Source organism: Amycolatopsis sp. FDAARGOS 1241 (genome assembly GCF_016889705.1).
GTDB lineage: Bacteria > Actinomycetota > Actinomycetes > Mycobacteriales > Pseudonocardiaceae > Amycolatopsis.
The window spans coordinates 5587510-5607763 of the sequence record NZ_CP069526.1 but is presented as its reverse complement, the minus strand read 5'-3'; the positions used below and the strand labels follow the sequence as shown (position 1 = coordinate 5607763).

Here is a 20254-nt window from a genome sequence, read left to right as displayed (position 1 = left end):
GGGCGGGTGTACCCCTGCGCCATTGCGGCATTAGGGGTATTGCGCAACGGAGTCGGCATCCCTAGCCTGGCCCGCGAACGCAGACTTGACTTCTGGGGGTCTCATGTCGGTGCGTCGTCGTGTTCTCGTCGCCTCACGGGCGGTGCTCGCAATGGGTGTGCTCGTCGCCGGAGCGGTCGCGGCCTCGCCGCCGGCCTTCGCGGCCACCGCGCCGGTGAACCTGCCGACCAGCCAGTACACGCTGAGCGCGGACTACCACCAGTTCGACGCGGTCAACTCGGCGCTGGTCTCGACGCTCGGCACCGCTGCGGTGCACACGGTCATGGACAACGCGAACCACGACCGCACGGCGCTGCCGTCGTCGGTGTCGGTGGCCGGGCTGTCGGACGGGTTCCGCTTCGACAGCGGCGACAACTCCGACTGCACGAACTACCCGCAGGGCATCACCACGAGCCGCGACGCCGTCGGCACCGCCGACAGCGGCAACTACGACGGCCACCAGCTCGTGCTCGTGAGCTGGTACACCAAGAGCGCGTGCGACGGGGACCAGACCCGCAGCCGCATCACGCTCGTCGACTGGGACGCGACGTACCCGAACAAGTACCGCAAGATCCTGCTCGTCGAGCCGACCGGGACCGCGGCGGCGCCGGACTTCAAGGACATCCCTATCCACGCCGGCGGCGTGTCCTGGTACGGCGACTACCTCTACGTCGCCGACACCGGCCACGGCATGCGCGTGTTCGACATGCGCAAGATCCTGAAGACCGATACCGGCGGCACCGCGGGCCAGATCGGGCACCAGACCGGCAGCACGTACTACGCCCACAACTACGCCTACGTGCTCCCGCAGGTCGGCACGATCACGTCGAAGACCACGTCGGGCACGAACCTGTCGTGGTCGTCGATCTCACTGGACCGCGTGAGCAAGTCGATCGTGATGGCGGAGTACACCTGCCAGTCCGGCTGCACCTCGTACCCGAACCGCGCGCCGCGGGCCGTGCGCTTCCCGTTCGCCGCGGGCGCGACGACGTTCGCCGCCACGACCACGGCGAGCGAGGCGCTGCAGCTGCCCTGGTACAAGCTCAACGGCGTGGCTTCGCACAACAACCGCTGGTGGTTCAATTCTTCCGGCCAGAAGCAGCTCTACTACTGGACCCCGGCGACCGGCCCCGTCACCCACGCCTGGGTCTCGAGCGGCGAAAGCCTGTCGTACTGGGAAGACGACACCAAGGCCGATCTGTTGTGGACGCTGCAGGAAGCCGCCGGCAACCGCAACGTCTTCGCGGTGACCCAGGCGACCTACGGGCCCTGACGGCTCAGTCGCGCGCGGCTTCTTCGATCGCCGTGGCGAGCCGCTCGGGTGCGGTGAACATGACCTCGTGGCTGCCGGGCAGCTGCACGAGGCGGTACAGCCCGAGCCGGCTCGACATGCGCGGGTGCCAGCCCCACTCGCCCGGCGGCAGTGCGGTGTCCTCGGTGGCGTTGATGTAGCTCTTCGGCAGGTCACCGGCGTAGAACCGCGTGAGGTCGAGCTTGTCCAGGAACGGCTGGTACGGCTCGGTCGAGAGCTGCTCGTACGTCGAGGCTGCGAGTTCGGCGTCGGCGTCCTGGATGAACGCCTCGCGCCAGACCGGGAAGGGGAGCGCGACGGAGTTGTCGTCGCTCGCCGCCGCCGACCGGGCGAACATCTCGCGGTAGTGCGGCGGCACCTCGTCGTCGAGGCAGTTGCCGGGCTTCGGTACGAAGGCGTTCCAGAAGATCAGCCGCTTGAGCCGCTCGGGGATCTCCTCCGCGACGCGGGCGATGACGGTGCCGCCGAAGCTGTGGCCGAGCAGCACCACGTCGTGCAGGTCCGCGGCGGCGATCGCGTTGACGATCGAATGCACGCAGTCGTCGTGGGTCACGTCCTTGGGGACGCCGGGCCCGTGCCCGGCGACGGTCGGGGTGTGGACTTCGTGGCCGCGGCCGCGCAGGACCGAGGCGACCGGTTCCCAGAGGCTGCCGTCGTGCCAGGAGCCGTGGACGAGGACGATGGTGGCCATGGTGACTTCCCTTCGTGCCTGGTAGTGGCCGGGAAGGTAGCTCGCGGACCGTGGGTGCTCTGTCCGCGATCCGCGAACTGGCCGCAACGCGCGGCGTCAGCGGCGCAGATCGGCCGAGGGCGCCGTGCCGAACGTGCGCCGGTAGTCGGCGGCGAACCGACCGAGGTTGCCGAAACCCCAGCGCTTCGCGGCGTCGGCGACGGACGTGGCCTCGCCCGCGAGGAGTTCGGCGTGCACGCGCTCCAGGCGGATCCGCCGGAGCCGGGCCGTCGGCGAAGTGCCGAGCCGGTGGCGGAAGTGGTCCTGCAGCGTGCGGGGCGCGACGCCGGCCGCGGCGGCGATGTCGAGCAGCCCGATGTCGGCCCCGGCGTGGGCTTCGAGGTACTCGCAGGCCCGGCGGACGACGTCGGCGGCGTTGGCGCGCCGGCGCGTCGGGGCGGGGCCGCCGAACGATTCGAGCGCGGCGACCGCGACGAGCTGCGCGACCGACGTCCCGAACGGCGCGGTGAGCAGGCCGTGGGGGAGGACTTCGCGGACGACGAACCGGGTGACCGCGTCCCACGGCCGCGGATCGAGCGCGATGCCGGTGCGGATGCCGGCGGCGCGGCCGGACGTGGCCGCGGCACGGGCGAGCAGCTTGCCGGGCAGCTTCACGGTGAGCAGGCGGCAGCCGGGGCCGAACGCGAGGTCGTGCTGGGTCCGGGCGTCCAGCGCGACCGCCTGACCGGTGCCGGCCCGGGTGTTCGCCCCGAACCCGAGCGAGCCGGCCAGCGGGCGGGAGAAGAGGACGAAGTCCTGGAACGGCACGGGGTTGACCCGCACTGCGTCGTCGCCGTAGGACAGGTCGTAGACGCTGAAGTCGGCGCTCTCCGCTTCGGCGTGGCGGGCGTGGAAGCCGGACCCGCCGGGCGTGATCCGGTGCGGGCAGTAGGAGCTGATCAGCCGGGCCCGGGCCTGGTCGGCGTCGCGGGTGTCCAGCCGGATGGTCATGCCCTCCATCGCGCCTCCTCCACCCGGCCGCCACGTCGTCGGGGCGGGCCGGATGGCGCGAGAGCTTACCTCGCCGGTGGGTGGGTGCCCAGCCCGCCGGCGAGGCAGCAGCAGCCCGCCGGCGAGGCAGCAGCAGCCCGCCGGCGAGGCAGCAGCAGCCCGCCGGCGAGGCAGCAGCAGCCCGCCGGCGAGGCAGCAGCAGCCCGCCGGCGAGGCAGCAGCAGCCCGCCGGCGAGGCAGCAGCAGCCCGCCGGCGAGGGCTGTCAGCCGAAGTGGGAGCTGATCGTGGAGTAGTCGTTGCCGATGTTGGTGTACACGCCGGGGAAGCCCTTGCGCGCGCAGCCCTGGCCCCAGGAGACGATGCCGGCGAGTTTGCCGTCCACGTAGGCCGGTCCGCCGGAGTCGCCCTGGCACGAGTCCTTGCCACCTTCGGGCACGCCCGCACAGAACATCGACGCCTTGTCGTAGTTGTCGCCGATCTTCTGGTACGCATCGGCGCAGGTGTTGTTGTCCGCCACCGGAATGCTGACCTTCAGCAGCTGGTCGGACACGTCGCCGCCCTCCGACGTCGTGCCCCAGCCGACCACGGTCACCTCGGTGCCGGGCTTGTACGCCGCGTCGTCCGCCGATTGCACGAGCGTGGCAGGCTTGTAGGAGAGCTCCTTGTCCAGCGTGAGCACGGAGTTGTCGTGCTGCATGCCGTCCGTGGTGAAGGCGGGGTTCTGCCAGACCTCCTTCACGCCGGCCTTCTCGCCCGTGGTGTCGGAGAACTTCGTCTGCCCGCCGATGATCTGCATCTGCCCGGCTTTCACGCCGTCGGTGCAGTGCGCCGCCGTGAGCACCTTGTCCGGTGCCACGAGCGTGCCCGCGCAGTGCTGCAGGCCGTTCACGGTGAAGATCACGGTCGCCGGGAACTGGTCGATGGTCGTCGGCGTCCCGCCCACGATCAACGGCTGCTGCCCGGCGGACGCCGCCGGCGCCCCAGCGGCGGCCACCACGCCGGCCGCCGCCACGGCGGCCAGCGCGGTCACCACGCGCCTCACGTCTGCCTTCATCACCCTTCTCCCTTCGGAGATCCCTCGGATCGCGGTTCTGAGGAGATCAGAACCGCCGGGGTGCGGGTTAGCGACGAAAGTCGTGACCTGAAAACTTCCGAGGATGGTTGGTTTTTCGCTGACCTGCGCCGCACGCCGGCCGCGGTGGCCCGCACCATTTCGGCCGCGGAGCCCGCCGCCGCGACGAGCGCCAACGTCTGCGCGACCGCGGGGTCGTGCACGGCTTCGCCGATCAGCAGCCGCAGGATCTGCGCCTTGCCACCGGCGCTCGCGTACACCGTCGGCACCGCGACGCCGGCGCCCTCGGCGAGGTGGGCGATGGTCACCGCCGCGTAGCCCCGCTCGGAGAACAGCCGCCGGGCCGTCTCGACGATCGCCGTCCTCGTGGCTTCCGCCGCCAGGGTCCGCCGCGGAGAGTGATAGTTCGCCACAACGCCAACGTAACACCGCGAGCCACGACGAAAGTGCCGCTCCGGACGACCGGCCGCGTCCCGATACTGCCCGAGTTTCTCTCCCGTCCGGGCAGGTCCCGGAGAACGGTCAGGCCAGTGCGCTGATCAACGACCGCCCGGGATCTCCGATCGCCGACGGGTCCACGGTGGACACCCGCTCGGCGACGCGCACGCCGATCTCCGCCGTCGTCGCGCCCATGTCCGGGCCGGCGAGGGCGGGCAGTTCGGCGAGTACCGACGTGGCGGCAGCTTCCAGGGACAGTGCCGCGCCGCGTTCGCCGAGGGTGGCGAGGCAGAGGGTGGCCGAGAGGATGGCCGCGACGGGGTTGGCCCAGCCGCGGCCGGCGATGTCGGGCGCGGAGCCGTGGACGGGCTCGAACATGCTGGGCGCGGTGCCCGCCGGGTTGTGGTTCGCGCTGGCGGCGACGCCGAGTCCACCTTGGACGGTCGCGCCGAGGTCGCTGATGATGTCGCCGAAGAGGTTGTCGGTGACGACGACGTCGAAGCGGCCCGGGTCGAGCGGCAGGTGCAGGCACATCGCGTCGGCGTGCACGTAGTCGTGTTCGACGCCGGGGTGGTCCGCGGCTACTTCGTCGACGACTTCCTGCCACAGCCTGCCTGCGTGGACGAGGATGTTCGTCTTGTGGCACAACGTCACCTTGCACCGGCGCCGCGCCGTCAGCCGGAACGCGAACTCGACGATCTCCCTCGTGGCGGCCACGGTCGTCACGGAGTTCTGCAACGCCACCGCGTGCGGGGTCCCGGCGTGCGTGGCGACCCACCGCCGGCGTACAGGCCCTCGGTGTTCTCCCGCAGCACCACCAGGTCGCAGTTCTCCGGCGTCACCCCCTTCACCGGACTCTCCACCCCCGGGTACAGCCGCACCGGCCGGATGTTCACCGACTGCCGGAACGCCACACGCAGCGCCACGATCAGCCCGCGCTCCAGGATCCCCGGCGCGACGCGCGGGTCGCCGACGGCGCCGAGCAGGATCGCGTCGTGCTCGCGCAGCTTCTCGACGGTCGGCTCCTCGAGGACCACGCCGGTGCGCAGGTAGTGCTCGGCGCCGGGTCGAACTCGGTGGTGCCGACGGCGAAACCGAACTTCCCGGCTGCCGCGTGCACGGCGGTGAGGGCGGCCGCGGTGACGTCCGGGCCGATGCCGTCTCCGCCGATCACGGCCAGGTGGTGGGTGCGCATGCAGACCTCCGTCGGGTTCACTCGGCGCGGCCGGCGGCGTCGAGCAGTTCGAGCCGGCGCCGGTCGTCGGGGGAGAGCGCCTGGCCGTACACGACGGTCAGGCTGTGGCGCGACAGGGTCGCGGCCGCTTCGGCGTCGCCGCGTTCGATCGCGAAGTACACCTCTCGGTGCGTGCGCACGAACTCCGCGCGCACCTGGCCGGTGCGGGTCGAGGAGTCCACCGTGTCCCCCACCAACAGCAAGGTGACGCTGCCCCAGCCGTTCACGTGCTCTACGGCCAGCAGGAGATCTCGTCGCTGGTGCAGCTGGACAGCGAGGCGATCTCGCGCGACCTGCCGGCGTGGATCACCCGGTGGCAGCAGGAGATCGCGAGCTGAGTCAGCCGTTGTGCGGCAGCCGGTACACGGACACGTGCGATCGCGACTCCCCGGTGAACCCGCCATTGGTCCAGTCCGCGTGCCGGCTCTCCAGCTCGAAGCCCGCGAGCTGCCCCATCAGGTCGAGTTCGGCGGGCCAGATGTAGCGGTGCGGGCTGCGGGACAGGCGGCCCTGGCGGGTGTCGCCGAAGGTGACGTGGTGGGACACGAGGTGCTGGCGCACGGTGTCGTAGGTGTCCATCCCGAAGTAGCCGGGCTCGGAATGGAAGATGAGGCCCGCCTGGCCTGGCGGGAGGACCCGCAGTTCGGGTACTCCCAGCTCGATCACGAAGCGGCCGCCGGGGGTCAGGTGGCGCGCGGCGTTGCGGAAGCACTCGACCTGTTCGGCTTGGGTGAGCAGGTTGGAGATCGTGTTGTAGACCAGGTACACCAGGGTGAACCGCCCCGGCGCGGTGGCCGTCGCCATGTCGCCGAGGACCACGGGGAGCGTCGTTTCGTCCGCCTTCTCGCGCAGCCGGGCGAGCATCGGGCGCGAGAGCTCGATGCCGGTGACGGGCACGCCGCGTCCGGCGAGCGGGACGGCCACCCGGCCGGTGCCGACGGCGAACTCGAGCACCCGGCCGCCCTCGGCCAGCGCGGCGAGCCGGTCGAGCGTCGGCCCCAGGACCTCCGGCGAGAACATGCCGGTGCCCGGGGTGTCGTACCGCTGTGCCGCGTCGGCGTCCCAGATCTCGTCCTGTCGCATGCGCCCACCCTCGCCACCGGGCCGAGCGCTGTCCACCGATTTAGCTGTTCGGAAACACGCTGATCGCCGTTGCCCGGACGGCGGTATTGGAGATGAACGACGGGATCCCGGGCGTCAGGACCGTATACCGCACCTGGCGGTCCTGCACCTCCGCCTCGGACGCCGCGAAGGAGGAACCGACGGTGAACGGGAAGCAGGCGAAGTCCATCAGGTTCGGACGCTCGGTGCCGCCCGACGACAGCGCGGCCGGGTTTGGCTGCGGGTAGTACAGGTGCGCGTGGCGGTCGGCGTAGCCGAAGTGCAGCAGCAGCAGCAGCCACGCCGTGATCACCGCGACAGCGCCGCAGAGCTGCAGCACGAGCACCACCGTGGCGCTGCCGGTCGACGACGAGTCGAACGTGCGCGCCGTGACGATCAGGACGCCGGCCGACGGTCCGATCAGGCTGATCACCACCGGCGACGCGAAGCTCGCGCGGCGGCCGAGCAGGCTGTGCAGCCACGCGGGCGGCGCGTCACCCGGTTCGTCTGGCGCGGCGCACCCGAAGCCAGCGCACGAGACAGAAGACGACGGCGAGCCCGTCCCAGCTGATCAGCAACAGCACGTTCACCAGCGGCAGCTGAGTCGTGAACAACCGCGCGACACCGACCGCGACGAGCAGCACCTCGAGCCCGCGGCAGCCGACTTCATCCACCTGATGCCGCTCATCGTACTGTTCGCCGCACGTCGGGCAGGAGTCCTTCGCGGGGCCCGTGCCGTGACGTGGGCGTCGGACCGGTCGCACTTCGGTCTACAGTAGACGGTCGTGCGGTGCGGGCTATTCGGCCACCGCCGTGAAGAGGTAGCGGTTCAGGCAGTAGAAGTATTCGCCCGCCTCGCCGAGGGCCTGCAGATCGGCCAGCCACGCCTCGGCCTCGGCCGCCGTGACGCCGCGGCGGCCGGAGACGAACTCGGCGATGATGTGCATTTGGGTCGCGCTGAAGGAATCCGGCGTCAGCGCCGGGTTCGCGATCGGGTGCACGTGGTGCTCGGTCACGCGGAAGCCCGCGCGCCGCAGCAGCGCGGACAGCACGCGCGGCAGGCGGGGGTGCGCGAGGTGCTCGTCCCACGCCTCCAGCACACGCCGGTTGCGGTCGAGGTCGGAGGTGTGCCACACCAGCGAGTCGGCGTCGGTGTCGAGGATCAGTGCGCGCCCGCCGGTCCGCAGCACGCGCCGCAGTTCGGCGAGCGCGGCCGGCACGTCGGGTACGTATTCGTAGACCTGCGTCGACACGGCCGCGTCGAACGAGCCGTCGGGGTAGGGCAGCGCGGCCGCGTCGCCCTCGTCGAGCGTCACCCACGCCAGGTCGGCGACCCGGTCGGCGGCGAGGGAGTTCATCGCGGCGCTCGGGTCCAGCCCGCGCACGGCGCCCGTCGCGCCCACCGCGCGGGCGATCGACTCGAGCAGGTAACCCGGCCCGGACCCGACGTCCAGCACGCGCTCACCCGGCTGCGGCGCCAGCAGCGACAGCACCGCGTTCCGTTGAGCCACGACGTCAGGGCTCGCATACAGCCGGTCGGTGCGCTTCGCGCCTTCGTCGTCGAACCGCAGCATCGCCATGTCCCGAGACTAACCACCGCGGCAACCCCGGCCGTCCAGGATGAGAGCAGGTCCATCGAGAACCCGGCGACGAAGATCACCAGCCCTCGACCGGCAGCAGACCCACCAAAGATCCCGCCGCCAGTCCGGCCGCCGCGGGACGCTCCACACCCATCGCGGCACCCGCCGGCCCAGGCGCCGCGACACGTGGAGGGCCTCCATCCACAGCCTGACCAGCAGGTCGATCACCACGGTGAGCCCGCCGAGGAACGCGAGGTTCTTCCCCAGCCGTTCCCACCACAGCACCGTCACGCGCGAACACCCGCAGCTGCGTCGTGTGGCCGGCGAGCCACTCCCGCCACGCGTGCAGCAGATCCCGCTCCCAACGCCCAGCGGTCGGTGACCCGGGCATCGATCCTCGACCGGCACCGCGCATCGGTCGAACGACCGATGCACCGCCGCGCCCCCGCGCCTACCTTCCCCGGCACCGTCGTCGAGCGGGAGGAGAAGCTGTGGACGGGAAGCTCGCCCTGGTGACCGGGGCCGCCGGGGGGATCGGCAGCTGCTTCGCCGACCGGCTCGCCGAGCAGGGCGCGAGGGTGGTCCGCGCCGACCTCGTGTTCGACGGCACCGACCGTGCCCGGGTGCACCACGACGTGGCCGACCCCGCTTCGTGGGACCGCCTGCGCGATCACGTGCACGAGCACTTCGGCACCCTGGAACTGCTGGTCAACAACGCCGGCATCAGCGCGCGCGCCGACCTGCTCACCACGGCCGACGACGACTTCGCCCGCGTGCTGGCCGTCAACGCGTTCGGCCCGTGGCGCGGCATCAAGACCTTCGCCGACGACCTCGCCGCCACCCGCGGCGCGGTCGTCAACGTCGGCTCCATCTACGGCGTCACCACGCCGCCCGGCGGCGAGGGGACCGTGCCCTCGTCCGTGGCCTACCAGATGAGCAAGGCCGCCGTGCACCAGCTGACCAAGGTCGCCGCGGTGGAGCTCGCGCCGCGCGGGATCCGCGTCAACGCCGTGCTGCCCGGGGTGTTCCGCACGCCCCTGCTGGAGAACCTGCCGCCCGCCGCGCTGCGCGCCCGCGTCGACGGCGCCCCGATGGCGCGCTCGGGCGAGCTCGGCGAACTCGCCGCCGTGCTCGCCTTCCTCGCCGGTCCGGAGTCCTCGTTCGTCACGGGCGCGCTGGTGCCCGTGGACGGCGGGTACTTGGCGGCGTCCTGACCCGTCCCCCACCTGCATCGCCGGAGGAACCATGACCACCCGCAGCGCCCGGTCCGCGACCGACGCCCGTGCCCCGAGACTCCAGCTCCGCGCACTCGTTTCGAGCAGCATCGGCAACCTCCTGGAGCAGTACGACAACCTCGTCTACGCCTATTCGGCTGTCTACCTGTCCGCGACGTTCTTCGCGGGCGACTCGTTTTCCGGGTTGCTGTCGACGTTCGCGGTGTTCGCGGTCGGCTTCCTCGCCCGCCCGCTGGGCACGGTGGTGTTCGGCCACCTCGGCGACAAGGCGGGCCGGCGGCCCGCGCTGATCCTGAGCGTGGTGCTGATGGGCGCCGCGACCGTGCTCGTCGGCGTGCTGCCCGGGTATTCGACGGTCGGCGTCGCCGCGCCCATCCTGCTCGTCGTGTTGCGCCTGTTCCAGGGCTTCGCCGTCGCGGGCGAGTGGGCGGGGTCGGCGACGATGCTCGTCGAGTACGCCGAGAAGGAGAAGCGCGGTCGCTACGGCAGCCTCAACCAGGTCAGCACCGCCGCCGGGTTCCTGGTCGCCGCCGGGGTCGTCGCGCTGAACTCGCTGTTGTGGTCGGCGCAGAGCATGCGCGACTTCGGCTGGCGCGTGCCGTTCCTCATCGGCGCCCTCACCGCTGTGGTGGCGCTCGTGCTGCGGTTCGGGCTCGAGGACACCCCGGTCTACCGGGCGGAGAAGGCGGCGGGCGAGGTCAGCGAAAACCCGCTTCGCCTGGCGTTTCGCACGCAGAAGCGGGCCATGGCGCTGGGGTTCTTCTTCACCGTCAGCTGGACCGTCGCGTACTTCTTCTTCCTCACCTACCTGCCGACGCACCTGAAGACGCAGGTGAAGCTCGACGCCGGCACGACGCAGGCGTCGAACCTCGTGGCCCTGGCCGTGCTGACCGTCGGGATCTACTTCTTCGGCGTGCTGTCCGACCGGATCGGGCGCAAACCGCTGCTGCTCAGCGGGTCCGGCGGGTTCATCGTGCTCACGTTCCCGGTGATGTGGCTGTTCCAGACCGGCAGCACGGCCGGTGCGTACCTCGGCCAGATCCTGATCGCGCTCGTGCTCGCCGCGTTCTCCGGACCGGGACCCGCGGCACTGGCCGAGCTGTTCCCGACCAACGTCCGCTACTCGGCCCTGGGCATCGGCTACAACTTCTCCGTCATGGCCTTCGGCGGCACCGCCGGGTTCATCGCCACCGCGCTCATCGACGCCACCGGCAACGCGCTCGTCGTCGCCGCGCTGCCGACCGCCGCGGCGATCATCACCTTCGTGACGGTCTGCCTGATGCCCGAGACCTACCGCACCGAACTGAAATGAGGGGTGACATGACCGAACCACGCCTGATCGTCGTGCAGGGCAGCTACCGGCAGATGGGGCAGCAGCTGGGGGAGCGGACCGCCGATCTGATCGACCGCAGCCTCACCACGTACGTCGGCCGCTTCCACGACGACGCCGGGTTGTCGGACGCCGACATCGACCGCTGGGGCCGCGTCTACCTCGACGTCGCGGAGTCCTACGTGCCCGAAATCGCGGCGATGCTGCACGGCATGGCCGACGGTTCGGGGCACCCGGCGCACCGCCTCGCGGCCCTCAACGCGCGCACCGAGATGCTCTATGGCACCGGGTACCGCGACGAAGGCTGCACCTCGGTGTCCGTGCTTCCGCGCTACACCGCCGACGGTCACACGCTGCTGGCGCAGAACTGGGACTGGCACCCCGAACAGGCCGAGGTCACGTTCCTGCTGGCCACCCGCGATGAAACCGGGTTCTCGGTGCTGTCGCTGACCGAGGCGGGCATGCTCGCCAAGAGCGGCCTCAACTCGGCGGGGCTGGGTGTGTGCGCGAACCTGCTGATCTCCGACCGCGACCACGGCGGCCGCGGCGTGCCGTACCACTACCTGCTGCGCGGGGCGTTGCAGGCGAAGACGATGTCGGTGGCGCACAGGCGGTTGCTGCCCGTCGAGCGCATCTCGTCGGGCAACGTGCTGCTCGCGGACGCGGGCGGCGAGTCGATCGACTTCGAGCTCGCACCTGGGGTCTTCGGGGTGCTGCTGCCGGAGCAGGGGCTGATCACGCACTCGAACCACTTCCAGGCTGCCCTTCCCTTGCAGGACAAGAAGGCGGCCACGAGCGCGCTGACGCTGCTGCGGCCCGTGCGGGCGCGGCACCTGCTCGAACCCGCGCTGGAGGAGCGGCGGGTGCGGGTGGCCGACGTCGTCGCGACGCTGCGCGACGAATGGTCGTTCCCGGACGGCATCTGCCGCCACCCCGACCCGGACCTGCCGGAGTCCGAGCACTTCTCGACCGTGTACTCGCTGGTCATGGACCTCACTGACCGCGTGCTGTGGATCGCGCCCGGCCCGCCGAGCCGCCACCCCTACACCCGCTGGGAGCTCGACCGGCTCTTCGACGGGAAACCCGCGCCGCGCACCGAATTCGTGCCCGAGGAGGCCGCCGTCGCATGACCCGCCCGACCGTCTGCCTCACCTTCGACTTCGACGCCATTTCGCTGTGGATCGCGCGCGGGCAGGTGACGCCTGGACCGGTGTCGCGCGGCGAGTTCGGCGCGTACGCGATCGGTCGCATCCTCGACCTGCTGCGCCGCCACGACGTGCCGTCGACCTTCTTCATCCCCGGGCACACCCTCGAGACGTATCCTGCCCAATGCGGGGCGATCGCTGAAGCGGGGCACGAAATCGCGTTGCACGGCTACGCCCACGAGTCGGTGTCCACTCTGGACCGGGACGCGGAGCTGGCCGTGAACCGGCGTTCGGCCGCGTTGATCGAGAAGCTCACGGGCACGCCGCCGGCCGGGCACCGCACGCCCAGCTGGGACTTCACCGACAACACCGTCGCGATCCTGGGCGAGCTCGGCGTCGAGTACGACTCTTCCCTGATGGGCACGGACTTCGAACCGTACTTCGCACGCTCGGGCGACGAGTGCGACCCGGCCGGGCCCTACCGGTTCGGGAGGCCCTCGTCGATCGTCGAGCTGCCGGTGTCGTGGACGCTCGACGACTACCCGCACCTGGAGTACCTGCGCCTGTCCCAGGGCGTGATGCCCGGGCTGCAGGACCCGGAGGCGATGTTCGAGCGGTTCCTGCGCGACGTGCGCTACCTGAGCGAGGCCGTGCCGGATGGGGTTGCGACCGTGACGCTGCACCCGCAGGTCGTCGGCCGCGGAGCGCGGATGGCGGCGCTGGAGAAGTTCGTCACGGGCTGCCGGTCGCTCGGGGTGGAGTTCGAGCGGTGCGCCGACGTCGCGCGGCGGTTCCGGACCGTCCTCGAAGGACGGTGACCGTGGCGAAGTCCGTGCTGCTGCTGGGTTCCCGCGGTGGGCTGGGCCGAGCGGCCGGGTCACGGCTGACGGCCGACGGCTGGTCGGTGACCGGCGTCGACCTGCCGGAGCTGGACCTGGCCGAGCGAAACGTGGTCGCGGCGCACGTCGCGCGCCTGCAGGAAGAGCGCGGCGGGTTCGACGCGCTCGTGCACGCGGCCGGCCTGTACCCGGCGGCGCCCGTGGCCGACGGTAATGAAGACCTGTTCGACCGGGTCCTGGCGGTGAACACGCGCTCGGCCTTCGCCGCGGGCGCGCAGTTCGTGCGCGGCTGCCGGGCCGTGGGCCGGCCCGGCACGATGCTGTTCCTCAGCAGCGGCGCGGCGGTGCGGGCGCGGGCGGGCACCGCCGTCTACGCCGCGTCGAAGGCCGCGCTGGACGCGTTGGTCCGCGCGTTCGCTTTGGAGCACGGGCGCGACGGCATCCGGTGCAACGCCGTCGCACCGGGGTTCATCGACGTCGGCTCGGCGCTCAACCCCGTGCCGCGGTCCTACGTGGAGGGCGTCGAGGCGGCCGGTGTCAGCGGGCGGCTGGGACGGGCGGACGAGGTGGCCGCCGCGGTCGCGTGGCTACTGAGCGACGACGCGTCCTGGGTCAACGGGCGCACTTTGCCCGTCGACGGCGGGGATGGCATCGGGTCCGTCGGCGCGCCGTCGTGGCTCACGTGAGCAGCGACGGCGCCAGCCGGCGGTGGGTGCCGCCCTCGATGCGGTAGACGAGGTGCGGGTGCCCGCGCGTCGGGTCGCCCGTGTCGTCGGGGTAGGACAGGCCGCGCTGGCCGCGGCCGAGGAACTGGTGCGCGCCCGTCACCCCGAACGACGCGACGGAGCGCAGCTGCTTGCGCACCGCGGCGAAGTCCCACGGCCTGCTGACCTGGCTCCACACGTGGGCCAGCACGTTGACCATGTCGAAGTGCACCGCGGCCGCGCCCAGCCCGGGTTCGCCGCCGTAGACCGCGCGGTAGCGCTGCTCAAACGCGTGACAGGCGGGCGTGTCGACGTTGCCGATCACCGTCGACCAGACCAGCCCGTCGCTCAGCGACCGGAACCGCTCGGTGAACCCGGGGGCGGCCGGCGACCACGCGACGTGCACGAGGGTCCGGTCGCGCAGCGGCTCGGCGGCGGTGAGGAACGCGCTCAGCGTCGCCTCGGGGAACGTCGACAGCGACACGGCGTCGGCCTGCACGCGGTCGAGCTGCCGCACGACGTCGGTGAAGTCGCGCGTGTGATCGGGCACCGGGTCCGCGTACACGAGTTCCCAGCCCGCGGCCGCGGCGTGGCGCGCGATCTGCTCCGGCACCGACGCGTCGAACGTGCTCTCGCGCGGCAGGATCGCCAGCCGGCCCCGGTGCGGCAGTGTCCGCAGGAGGCCGGGCACGTACGCGGCCTCGGTGGAGCAGACCTGGAACACCGAGCCCAGGCCGCGCGGGTCGGCGTGCACGTCGTCGCTCAGCGCGGGCCCGGTCATGCTGTGCAGCACCGGCACCCCGGCCGCCGCGGCGGCGGCGATGGCCGGCCGCGCGTACGGCAAGGGGAAGTTCCCGAAGACGACCGCGTCGACCCCGCGTGCCGTCAGCTCCGCCACGGCGTCCATCAGTCCCTCCGGCGTCGCCGCCAGCGCCACGTGCTCCACTTCCCGCCCGGCGACGCCGCCGCGCGCGTTGAGCTCGGTCATTGCCAGCTTGTCGCCCCGCCGCATCGCGACGGCCTCGGCGCCCGCCGCGGCCGTGTACACGGCCCCGATCAGGGCCGGCCGTGGCTTCACCCGCCGTGGCGCTCTCCTGGGCCGTTCTTCGAACAGTGCCAGGAGCGCGGCCGGCAGCACCAGATCCTTCGCCGGGAGCGGCGCCGCGTACGCGTCGTGCTCGGCCAGCAGGGTCGCGACGGTGGCACGGGAGTTCACGCCGGTCTTGGTGAAGATGTGCTCCAGGTGCGTCGCCACGGTCCTTCGCGCGCAGTCGAGCGCCCCGGCGATCTCCTGGTTGGCCAGCCCGCCCGCCACGCAGGTCGCGACCTGCAGCTCCCGCACCGTCAAACCGAACGGCGCCTCCGCGTCCACGACGTCCAGCCGAGCGAGCCGCTCGTCGCCGTCGGTCACGTCCACGCTCACCCGGCGCGCCGTGCCGTCCGCGGTGTCGAAGAACCGGACCGCCTGGCCTCGCAGGCTGCGCACCGCCCGCTCGGCCACCCGCACCAGATCCGTGCGCCGCTCGAAGAACTCCTGGTCACTCCCGTGCCCGGCCGCGCCCTCCGGCTGCAGCCACCGCCGCTGTCCCCGAGTCACCAGCCATCTCCCTTCACCGGGCAGATGAGGAGTATCCCAAACGGTCGTCGGTTCGGCGCTGCTCGTGCGTTTCGGCCAGGTAAGGTGGGCGGGGATCAACCGGGCTTTTCGGACCTTCGCCGGGGGCTTCCGTGCGGCGACAGAGTCGGGGCGGAGCCGATCATCGGCTTGCCGCGAGGGCCGAATCGGATCTGCTCCGTCGCCGATCTCGGGAAGTGGAGGTTCGGACGTGGCCGACCTCGAGTGGCTGCGCGGCCAGTGGGACAAGTACGCCCCGCGGTACGACCGCAGCATCGGCGTCCTCGAACGGCTCCAGTTCGGCGACGGCCGCGAGTGGGTCTGTGCCCAGGCGAGCGGCGACGTCCTCGACGTGGCCGTCGGCACGGGCCTCAACCTGGCCTGGTACCCGGCCGGCGTGCGCGTGACCGGCCTGGACCTCAGCCCCGCCATGCTGCGCCTGGCCCGCGAGCGCGCCGGCGACCTCGGCCTGACCGTGACGCTCCAGGAGGGCGACGCCCAGTCCCTCCCGTTCGCCGACGCGTCCTTCGACACCGTCGTCTGCACCCTCGGCCTGTGCGGCTTCCCCGACGAGCGCGCCGCCATCGCCGAGATGCACCGCGTCCTGCGCCCGGACGGCCGCCTCCTGTTGCTGGACCACATCGGCAGCCACCACCGCGCGATCCGGTGGGGCCAGCGCCTCCTGGAGCACTTCACCGTCCGCACCCTCGGCGACTACCAGACCCGCCGCCCCCTCCCGCACGTCCAGGCCACGGGCTTCGAAATCACGCGCGCGGAACGCGGCAAACTCGGTACGGTCGAACGCCTCGCGGCGCGAAAACGCTGACCCCGAAGGGAAGGCCTGTGGCCCCGGACCCCCAGGCCGGGACCACAGGCCGGCACCTCAGCAGCTGATGCTGCCCTTCCGCAACGCGTGCCCGCCGTCGTTGCTGTCATCCGACCAATACACGGGCTTCGCCCCGCCTGAGCATTCGGTCGCGGGCGCGACGGAGAAGCCCTCGTTGTTGTAGTTCGACATCCCGCTCGGCCGGTTGTAGACCGCGGCGAGGGTGAACGATCCCGACGACAGCGCGAACGTCCGGTGCTGGCCGGAGCACGTGTCGTCGCAGACGGCCCAGAGGTGGGAGGCCTGCGGTTCCCACTGGAGTTCCATCAAGCCGGCCATGCCGGTGCTGAAGGCGGCCACGCGCGTGAAGGCGCCGGAGTCCTGCAGTACGTAGCCGTAGACCATGCCGGTCCCTTCGACGCCGACGAAGAAGACCCCGCCCGTGTGCGAGCCGTAGCTGCCGGGGGAGTAGGCGGCGCCCGTGGACGCATCCGTGAAGCCGGCTGCGGTCAGGGCCGAGTCGGGCACCCACGTCAGGCCTTCGAAGCCCGAGTTGGCGTCCACCGACGGCAGTTCCGCGGTCAGGTTCCACTCCTTCGCGGCGGTCAGCGACGTGGTGGTGCCGCTGACGTCGTAGCGCAGCACGGAAAGCCGGCTCGTGCCGGACTTGTCACCGTCGCGTTCGGTCGCCACGTAGACGCCCGCCGGCGAGCCCGAACCGGTCACGGTCACGGCTTCGTCGTCCGGCGTGCCCGACCCGTTCGGGAAGTGCAGCGGCTTGCCCGTCGACCAGCCCGACGCCGCGTCGGGCTGCCAGCCACCCGAACCGTTCGACACGAGCCGCCACAGCTTGCCGGAGTTCTGCGCCGCCCACAGGACGCCGCCCTCCTGGTACAGACCGCTGAGGTCCTCACCGAAGACGTTCGACGCGTCGGCCGTCGAGACCGTCCCGCTGCCCGGCCACGCGACCGGAGACGTGCCCTGGCCCGAGCCGCCGCACGCGTTCGCGGCGCCCAGCGTCAGTGCGGCCTGGTGGAACGAGCCCGTGCCGTCGGGGCAGCGCGACCACGAAGGGTTCGAGTGCTGGCTCCACGAGAAGCTGTCGACGAGCGTCGTGCCGTCGGCGAAATAGAGCCGGGCCTGGTCGTCGGAGCCGAGGCCGAACGCGCTGTGCACGTCGAACGCTCGGAACCCGCCGGGCGCCAGCGTCGTGCCGGAGGCGATCTTGTACTTCGAGCTGTTCTGGTCGTCCTTGAGGATCCAGCCCGAGACGTCCACGGTCGCGGTGCTCTTGTTGAAGAGCTCGATCGAGTCGTTGACGTCGCCGGTCGTCACCACCTCGTTGATCCGGACATCGTCGGCGGGTTCGGCACTCGCACTCGGCGCTGCGAGCGCACCGAGCACCAGGGCGGCCCCGGCGACGGCGACGAGGGGACGACGGAGGCTTCGGCGCCACCGGCGAACGCGTGCTTCGGTCACGTAATCCGTCCAGGGTCGGGGGGACAGGGCCACCCGACACTTCCGACCCGGGCCGAACGTGTGCCTTCCCGCGGATGAGCGCGGTGTGAACGCTGGACGAACGCGCGAACTCGCTCGTCCCCGCGTTCCACGGTGTGGTTACGTCGTTGGGTGATCGTGCTCCGTCCGGCCGAATCCGACCGTCCCAACGCCGACACCCGACCCGGACGCGTCACGACGCCGAATCACGCAGTCCGTGGGAACACCAGCGGCGAGGGGACACGACAAAGCGCACGCTCCCGAAGGGCCGTCGCACTCCATTCTCTCGGCCCCCACCGACAAAATCGGCCGTGCTCCGGCAGATCAGGGCAGTGGTCCACACCGCGATCCGGGATCGGCTCTCACCCGAGCCGCACGGGCAACGTCGTCAAGCCGTTGATCGCCGGCGAGATCAGCGGTGTCAGCTCGTTCTCGGCAACGGCCAGGCGCAGGTCGGGGAACCGCGTGAACAGCTTGCCCACCGCCACCGCGCCTTCGAGGCGGGCCAGGGGAGCGCCGATGCAGAAGTGCGGGCCGGCGCCGAACGCGAGGTGCCCCTTGGGTGGGCGTGTCACGTCGTAGCGCTCGGCGGCTTCGCGGTCGGAGAACGCGAGCAGCACGAAAATAGGCTCGCCCTCGCGCACGCGCGTGCCGGCGATCTCGGTGTCGGCGGTGGCGTAACGCATATAGACGTTGCGGAAGGGTCCGTTCCACGCCAGCGCAGCCTCGAACGCGGCGGACCAGTCGTGCCGGCCCCCGCGCACGAGGGCGAGCTGGTCGGGATGGGTCAGCAGCGCGTGGATCGTCGTGGTGATCGCGTTGACGGTCGTCTCGTGTCCGGCGACGAGGATGAGCTGCAGGGTGTCGCGCAGTTCCTGTTCGCTGAGGCGATCGCCGTCGTCGATGGCGGCGAGTGTGCTGGTGAGGTCGTCGCCGGGGTGCCGCCGTTTGTCTTCGATGAGCCGCGTCAGCTCGTCGCCGAGGCCGAGCGCGGCGGCCTGGCGCTGCTCGCCCGTCGCGTCGGCACTGAGCAGAGTCGCGTAGTGCCCGCGCAGGACCTGCTGCCGTTCAGGGTCCGTGACGCCGAAGAACTCCGAGATGATCCGCATCGGCAGCGGGAACGCGTACTGCTCCTTGAGATCGAGCACCGAGCCGGTGTCGAGGCCGTCGAGCAGTTCGCCGGCGAGCCGTTCGACGCGCGGCGCGAGCGTGGCGATGTGCTTCGGTGTGAACGCCCGCGCGACCAGCCGCCGCAGCCGCAGGTGGTCGGCGCCGTCCTTGGTGAGCATGGTTTCGCCGACGATGAAGGGCAGCAACGGGAATCCGGCCGGGATTTCGCCGCGCCGGTAGGCGCCCCAGTGCGCGGGGTCCTTCGACAGGTGCGGGTGGCTCTCGAGCACCGTGCGCGTGGCGTCGTACGTGGTGGTGGCCCAGGCCCGGACGCCTTCGGCCAGCTGCACCGGGACGATCGGGCCGTGCTTGCGCAGCACCGCCCCTTCGTCGTACGTCGGGATCGCCGGGTCGAGATCGTGCACGGGGTGGTCGAGCGTCAGCGGCAAAACGGCTCCATCCGTCGGAAAAACCTGGAAGAGCCGACTCTTCCAGGTTTTCGGCGGTGGTGACTGGTCTTCGCGGCGCAGGGGCGCCGGAAGTACCCGGCGTCCCTGCCCGCGGTTCCCTTGTGGTTGAGCCGTTGCGGTGATTCAGCCGGCGAGACGGAGCGAGCCGACCTGCCGGTCGAAACCGATCTTCTCGAGGTCGGCGACGTCACCCGTCACGACCATCGAGCGGCCGTCGCAGTTCGGGCCGGTCCAGATCTTGTAGGTGCCGTCGGCGTCGATCGAGCGCACCAGGTCCGGGTTCCGGACGGTGTTGCAGCCCGGATCGCCGGCCACCTGCGAGCCGTCCGGCTCGGAGAAGTTCTTGCCGCTGTCGAGGAGGGCGAAGGTGGTGGTGAGCTTCACGTCGCCGCCGTTGCCCCCGTTGTCGCCGCCGTTGTTGCCGCCGTTGTCGTCGCCGGCCAGCTTGACCGACACGACCTTGTTGTCGAACCCGAGCTTGGCCAGGTTGCTGACGTTGCCGGTGACGGTGACCGACTTGCCCGTGCAGTTCGCGCCGCTCCACAGCTTGAGCGTGCCGGTCGCGGTGAGCGACGACGTGACGCGCGGCCGCGCCACCGGCTGGCAGCCCTTGCCGGAAACACCCTGCGAAGCGCCGTTGTCGGAGAAAGCCGCGTCGTCGAACAGGACCGCGCTCGTCGCGGTCAGCGCCCCGGAGGAGGGAGCGGCGGCCGCGCCGCGCAGGTTCTCGGCCCCGGCGGACGTGTCGGCCGGGGCGGCGTCGTGCCCACAGGCAGACAGCACCGCGGCACCCGCCGCGACGAAAGCGGCCAGGAACATCGCCTGCTTGCGGAACATGGGAACTCCCCGTTGGTCTGTGGCCCCCGGTCCGTCCGGGCGACTTCGATCGGGACACGGCTGCCGGCTCCAGGACGGTTCACCCGGCTTCGGAATTTTTTCTCCCGGCGCACGGCGGCCGCGCCGAAGGGGGCCTGCTCACCCCTCGTGCCGGCCGTCGTCGGCCTTCTCCGCCAGGGTGTCGCGCG

Annotated in this window: 20 protein-coding genes and 1 pseudogene; 7 read left to right on the top strand and 14 right to left on the bottom strand. The window is 71.4% G+C overall.

Annotated elements, in window-relative coordinates:
* Positions 1–151: 151 nt before the first annotated feature.
* The gene (locus tag I6J71_RS27565) at positions 152–1312 is read left to right on the top strand and encodes a hypothetical protein (protein ID WP_239153937.1); all 1161 of its coding nucleotides are present in this window, start codon (positions 152–154) and stop codon (positions 1310–1312) included.
* 4 nt (positions 1313–1316) lie between these two features.
* Here the strand turns inward: I6J71_RS27565 and I6J71_RS27560 are convergent, their stop codons facing one another.
* The 10 genes and pseudogenes from I6J71_RS27560 to I6J71_RS27515 all read right to left on the bottom strand — a co-directional run bounded on the left by I6J71_RS27560 (position 1317) and on the right by I6J71_RS27515 (position 8458).
* A complete protein-coding gene (locus I6J71_RS27560) occupies positions 1317–2042 on the bottom strand; it encodes an alpha/beta fold hydrolase (RefSeq protein ID WP_204089515.1) in 726 nt (241 codons plus the stop codon).
* Between the two features lie 96 nt (positions 2043–2138).
* The gene (locus I6J71_RS27555; protein ID WP_204089514.1) at positions 2139–3041 is read right to left on the bottom strand and encodes a helix-turn-helix transcriptional regulator; all 903 of its coding nucleotides are present in this window, start codon (positions 3039–3041) and stop codon (positions 2139–2141) included.
* Between the two features lie 254 nt (positions 3042–3295).
* On the bottom strand, positions 3296–4087 hold the full coding sequence (locus I6J71_RS27550; RefSeq protein WP_204089513.1) for a trypsin-like serine protease: 792 nt from the start codon (positions 4085–4087) through the stop codon (positions 3296–3298).
* The gene (locus tag I6J71_RS27545; RefSeq protein ID WP_204089512.1) at positions 4087–4518 is read right to left on the bottom strand and encodes a TetR/AcrR family transcriptional regulator; all 432 of its coding nucleotides are present in this window, start codon (positions 4516–4518) and stop codon (positions 4087–4089) included. Before I6J71_RS27545 ends, I6J71_RS27550 begins: the two co-directional genes overlap by 1 nt.
* Before the next feature lie 109 nt (positions 4519–4627).
* Positions 4628–5738: pseudogene (locus I6J71_RS27540) on the bottom strand (3-isopropylmalate dehydrogenase).
* 17 nt (positions 5739–5755) lie between these two features.
* Positions 5756–5971, bottom strand: a complete 216-nt coding sequence (locus I6J71_RS27535; protein ID WP_204089511.1) for a hypothetical protein — start codon at positions 5969–5971, stop codon at positions 5756–5758.
* Positions 5972–6116: 145 nt separating this feature from the next.
* Complete coding sequence (locus tag I6J71_RS27530) at positions 6117–6860, bottom strand: class I SAM-dependent methyltransferase (protein WP_204089510.1); 744 nt, start codon at positions 6858–6860, stop codon at positions 6117–6119.
* A gap of 40 nt (positions 6861–6900) precedes the next feature.
* Complete coding sequence (locus tag I6J71_RS27525; protein WP_204089509.1) at positions 6901–7311, bottom strand: DUF1345 domain-containing protein; 411 nt, start codon at positions 7309–7311, stop codon at positions 6901–6903.
* 61 nt (positions 7312–7372) lie between these two features.
* The gene (locus I6J71_RS27520; protein ID WP_204089508.1) at positions 7373–7552 is read right to left on the bottom strand and encodes a hypothetical protein; all 180 of its coding nucleotides are present in this window, start codon (positions 7550–7552) and stop codon (positions 7373–7375) included.
* A 123-nt stretch (positions 7553–7675) separates the two neighbouring features.
* Positions 7676–8458: a methyltransferase domain-containing protein gene (locus I6J71_RS27515; RefSeq protein WP_204089507.1), complete on the bottom strand. Its 783-nt coding sequence runs from the start codon at positions 8456–8458 to the stop codon at positions 7676–7678.
* Between the two features lie 491 nt (positions 8459–8949).
* Here I6J71_RS27515 and I6J71_RS27510 point away from each other — a divergent pair, with 491 nt between their 5' ends.
* The 5 genes from I6J71_RS27510 to I6J71_RS27490 are packed head-to-tail and all read left to right on the top strand — an operon-like array spanning position 8950 to position 13693.
* Complete coding sequence (locus tag I6J71_RS27510) at positions 8950–9672, top strand: SDR family NAD(P)-dependent oxidoreductase (RefSeq protein WP_204089506.1); 723 nt, start codon at positions 8950–8952, stop codon at positions 9670–9672.
* Between the two features lie 31 nt (positions 9673–9703).
* Positions 9704–11005 (top strand): MFS transporter, encoded by a 1302-nt coding sequence (locus I6J71_RS27505; protein WP_204089505.1) that lies wholly within the window; start codon positions 9704–9706, stop codon positions 11003–11005.
* An 8-nt stretch (positions 11006–11013) separates the two neighbouring features.
* Entirely contained in the window at positions 11014–12153 is a 1140-nt protein-coding gene (locus tag I6J71_RS27500; RefSeq protein WP_239153936.1) for a C45 family peptidase, read from the top strand.
* Positions 12150–12986, top strand: a complete 837-nt coding sequence (locus I6J71_RS27495; protein WP_204089503.1) for a polysaccharide deacetylase — start codon at positions 12150–12152, stop codon at positions 12984–12986. The genes I6J71_RS27500 and I6J71_RS27495 overlap by 4 nt, the downstream gene beginning before the upstream one ends.
* A gap of 2 nt (positions 12987–12988) precedes the next feature.
* Entirely contained in the window at positions 12989–13693 is a 705-nt protein-coding gene (locus I6J71_RS27490; protein ID WP_239153935.1) for an SDR family NAD(P)-dependent oxidoreductase, read from the top strand.
* Here I6J71_RS27490 and I6J71_RS27485 read toward each other — a convergent pair.
* On the bottom strand, positions 13686–15308 hold the full coding sequence (locus I6J71_RS27485; RefSeq protein WP_204089501.1) for an ABC transporter substrate-binding protein: 1623 nt from the start codon (positions 15306–15308) through the stop codon (positions 13686–13688). The genes I6J71_RS27490 and I6J71_RS27485 overlap by 8 nt on opposite strands.
* Positions 15309–15537: 229 nt before the next feature.
* Between I6J71_RS27485 and I6J71_RS27480 the strand changes: the two genes are divergently transcribed.
* Positions 15538–16152: a class I SAM-dependent methyltransferase gene (locus I6J71_RS27480; RefSeq protein ID WP_204089500.1), complete on the top strand. Its 615-nt coding sequence runs from the start codon at positions 15538–15540 to the stop codon at positions 16150–16152.
* A 57-nt stretch (positions 16153–16209) separates the two neighbouring features.
* Here the strand turns inward: I6J71_RS27480 and I6J71_RS27475 are convergent, their stop codons facing one another.
* From I6J71_RS27475 to I6J71_RS27465, 3 genes are all read right to left on the bottom strand, one after another.
* Complete coding sequence (locus tag I6J71_RS27475) at positions 16210–17631, bottom strand: lamin tail domain-containing protein (protein WP_204089499.1); 1422 nt, start codon at positions 17629–17631, stop codon at positions 16210–16212.
* 380 nt (positions 17632–18011) lie between these two features.
* On the bottom strand, positions 18012–19208 hold the full coding sequence (locus I6J71_RS27470; protein ID WP_204089498.1) for a cytochrome P450: 1197 nt from the start codon (positions 19206–19208) through the stop codon (positions 18012–18014).
* A 144-nt stretch (positions 19209–19352) separates the two neighbouring features.
* Positions 19353–20066, bottom strand: a complete 714-nt coding sequence (locus I6J71_RS27465) for a hypothetical protein (RefSeq protein WP_204089497.1) — start codon at positions 20064–20066, stop codon at positions 19353–19355.
* Between the last annotated feature and the right edge of the window lie 188 nt (positions 20067–20254).

Excerpts from the sequence above, each read along its gene's own strand:
- I6J71_RS27515 (WP_204089507.1), bottom strand. The coding sequence starts at position 8,458 with ATGGCGATGCTGCGGTTCGACGACGAAGGCGCGAAGCGCACCGACCGG.
- I6J71_RS27555 (WP_204089514.1), bottom strand. The coding sequence starts at position 3,041 with ATGGAGGGCATGACCATCCGGCTGGACACCCGCGACGCCGACCAGGCC.
- I6J71_RS27550 (WP_204089513.1), bottom strand. The coding sequence starts at position 4,087 with ATGAAGGCAGACGTGAGGCGCGTGGTGACCGCGCTGGCCGCCGTGGCG.
- I6J71_RS27465 (WP_204089497.1), bottom strand. The coding sequence starts at position 20,066 with ATGTTCCGCAAGCAGGCGATGTTCCTGGCCGCTTTCGTCGCGGCGGGT.
- I6J71_RS27530 (WP_204089510.1), bottom strand. The coding sequence starts at position 6,860 with ATGCGACAGGACGAGATCTGGGACGCCGACGCGGCACAGCGGTACGAC.
- I6J71_RS27505 (WP_204089505.1), top strand. The coding sequence starts at position 9,704 with ATGACCACCCGCAGCGCCCGGTCCGCGACCGACGCCCGTGCCCCGAGA.
- I6J71_RS27500 (WP_239153936.1), top strand. The coding sequence starts at position 11,014 with ATGACCGAACCACGCCTGATCGTCGTGCAGGGCAGCTACCGGCAGATG.
- I6J71_RS27495 (WP_204089503.1), top strand. The coding sequence starts at position 12,150 with ATGACCCGCCCGACCGTCTGCCTCACCTTCGACTTCGACGCCATTTCG.
- I6J71_RS27560 (WP_204089515.1), bottom strand. The coding sequence starts at position 2,042 with ATGGCCACCATCGTCCTCGTCCACGGCTCCTGGCACGACGGCAGCCTC.
- I6J71_RS27565 (WP_239153937.1), top strand. The coding sequence starts at position 152 with ATGGGTGTGCTCGTCGCCGGAGCGGTCGCGGCCTCGCCGCCGGCCTTC.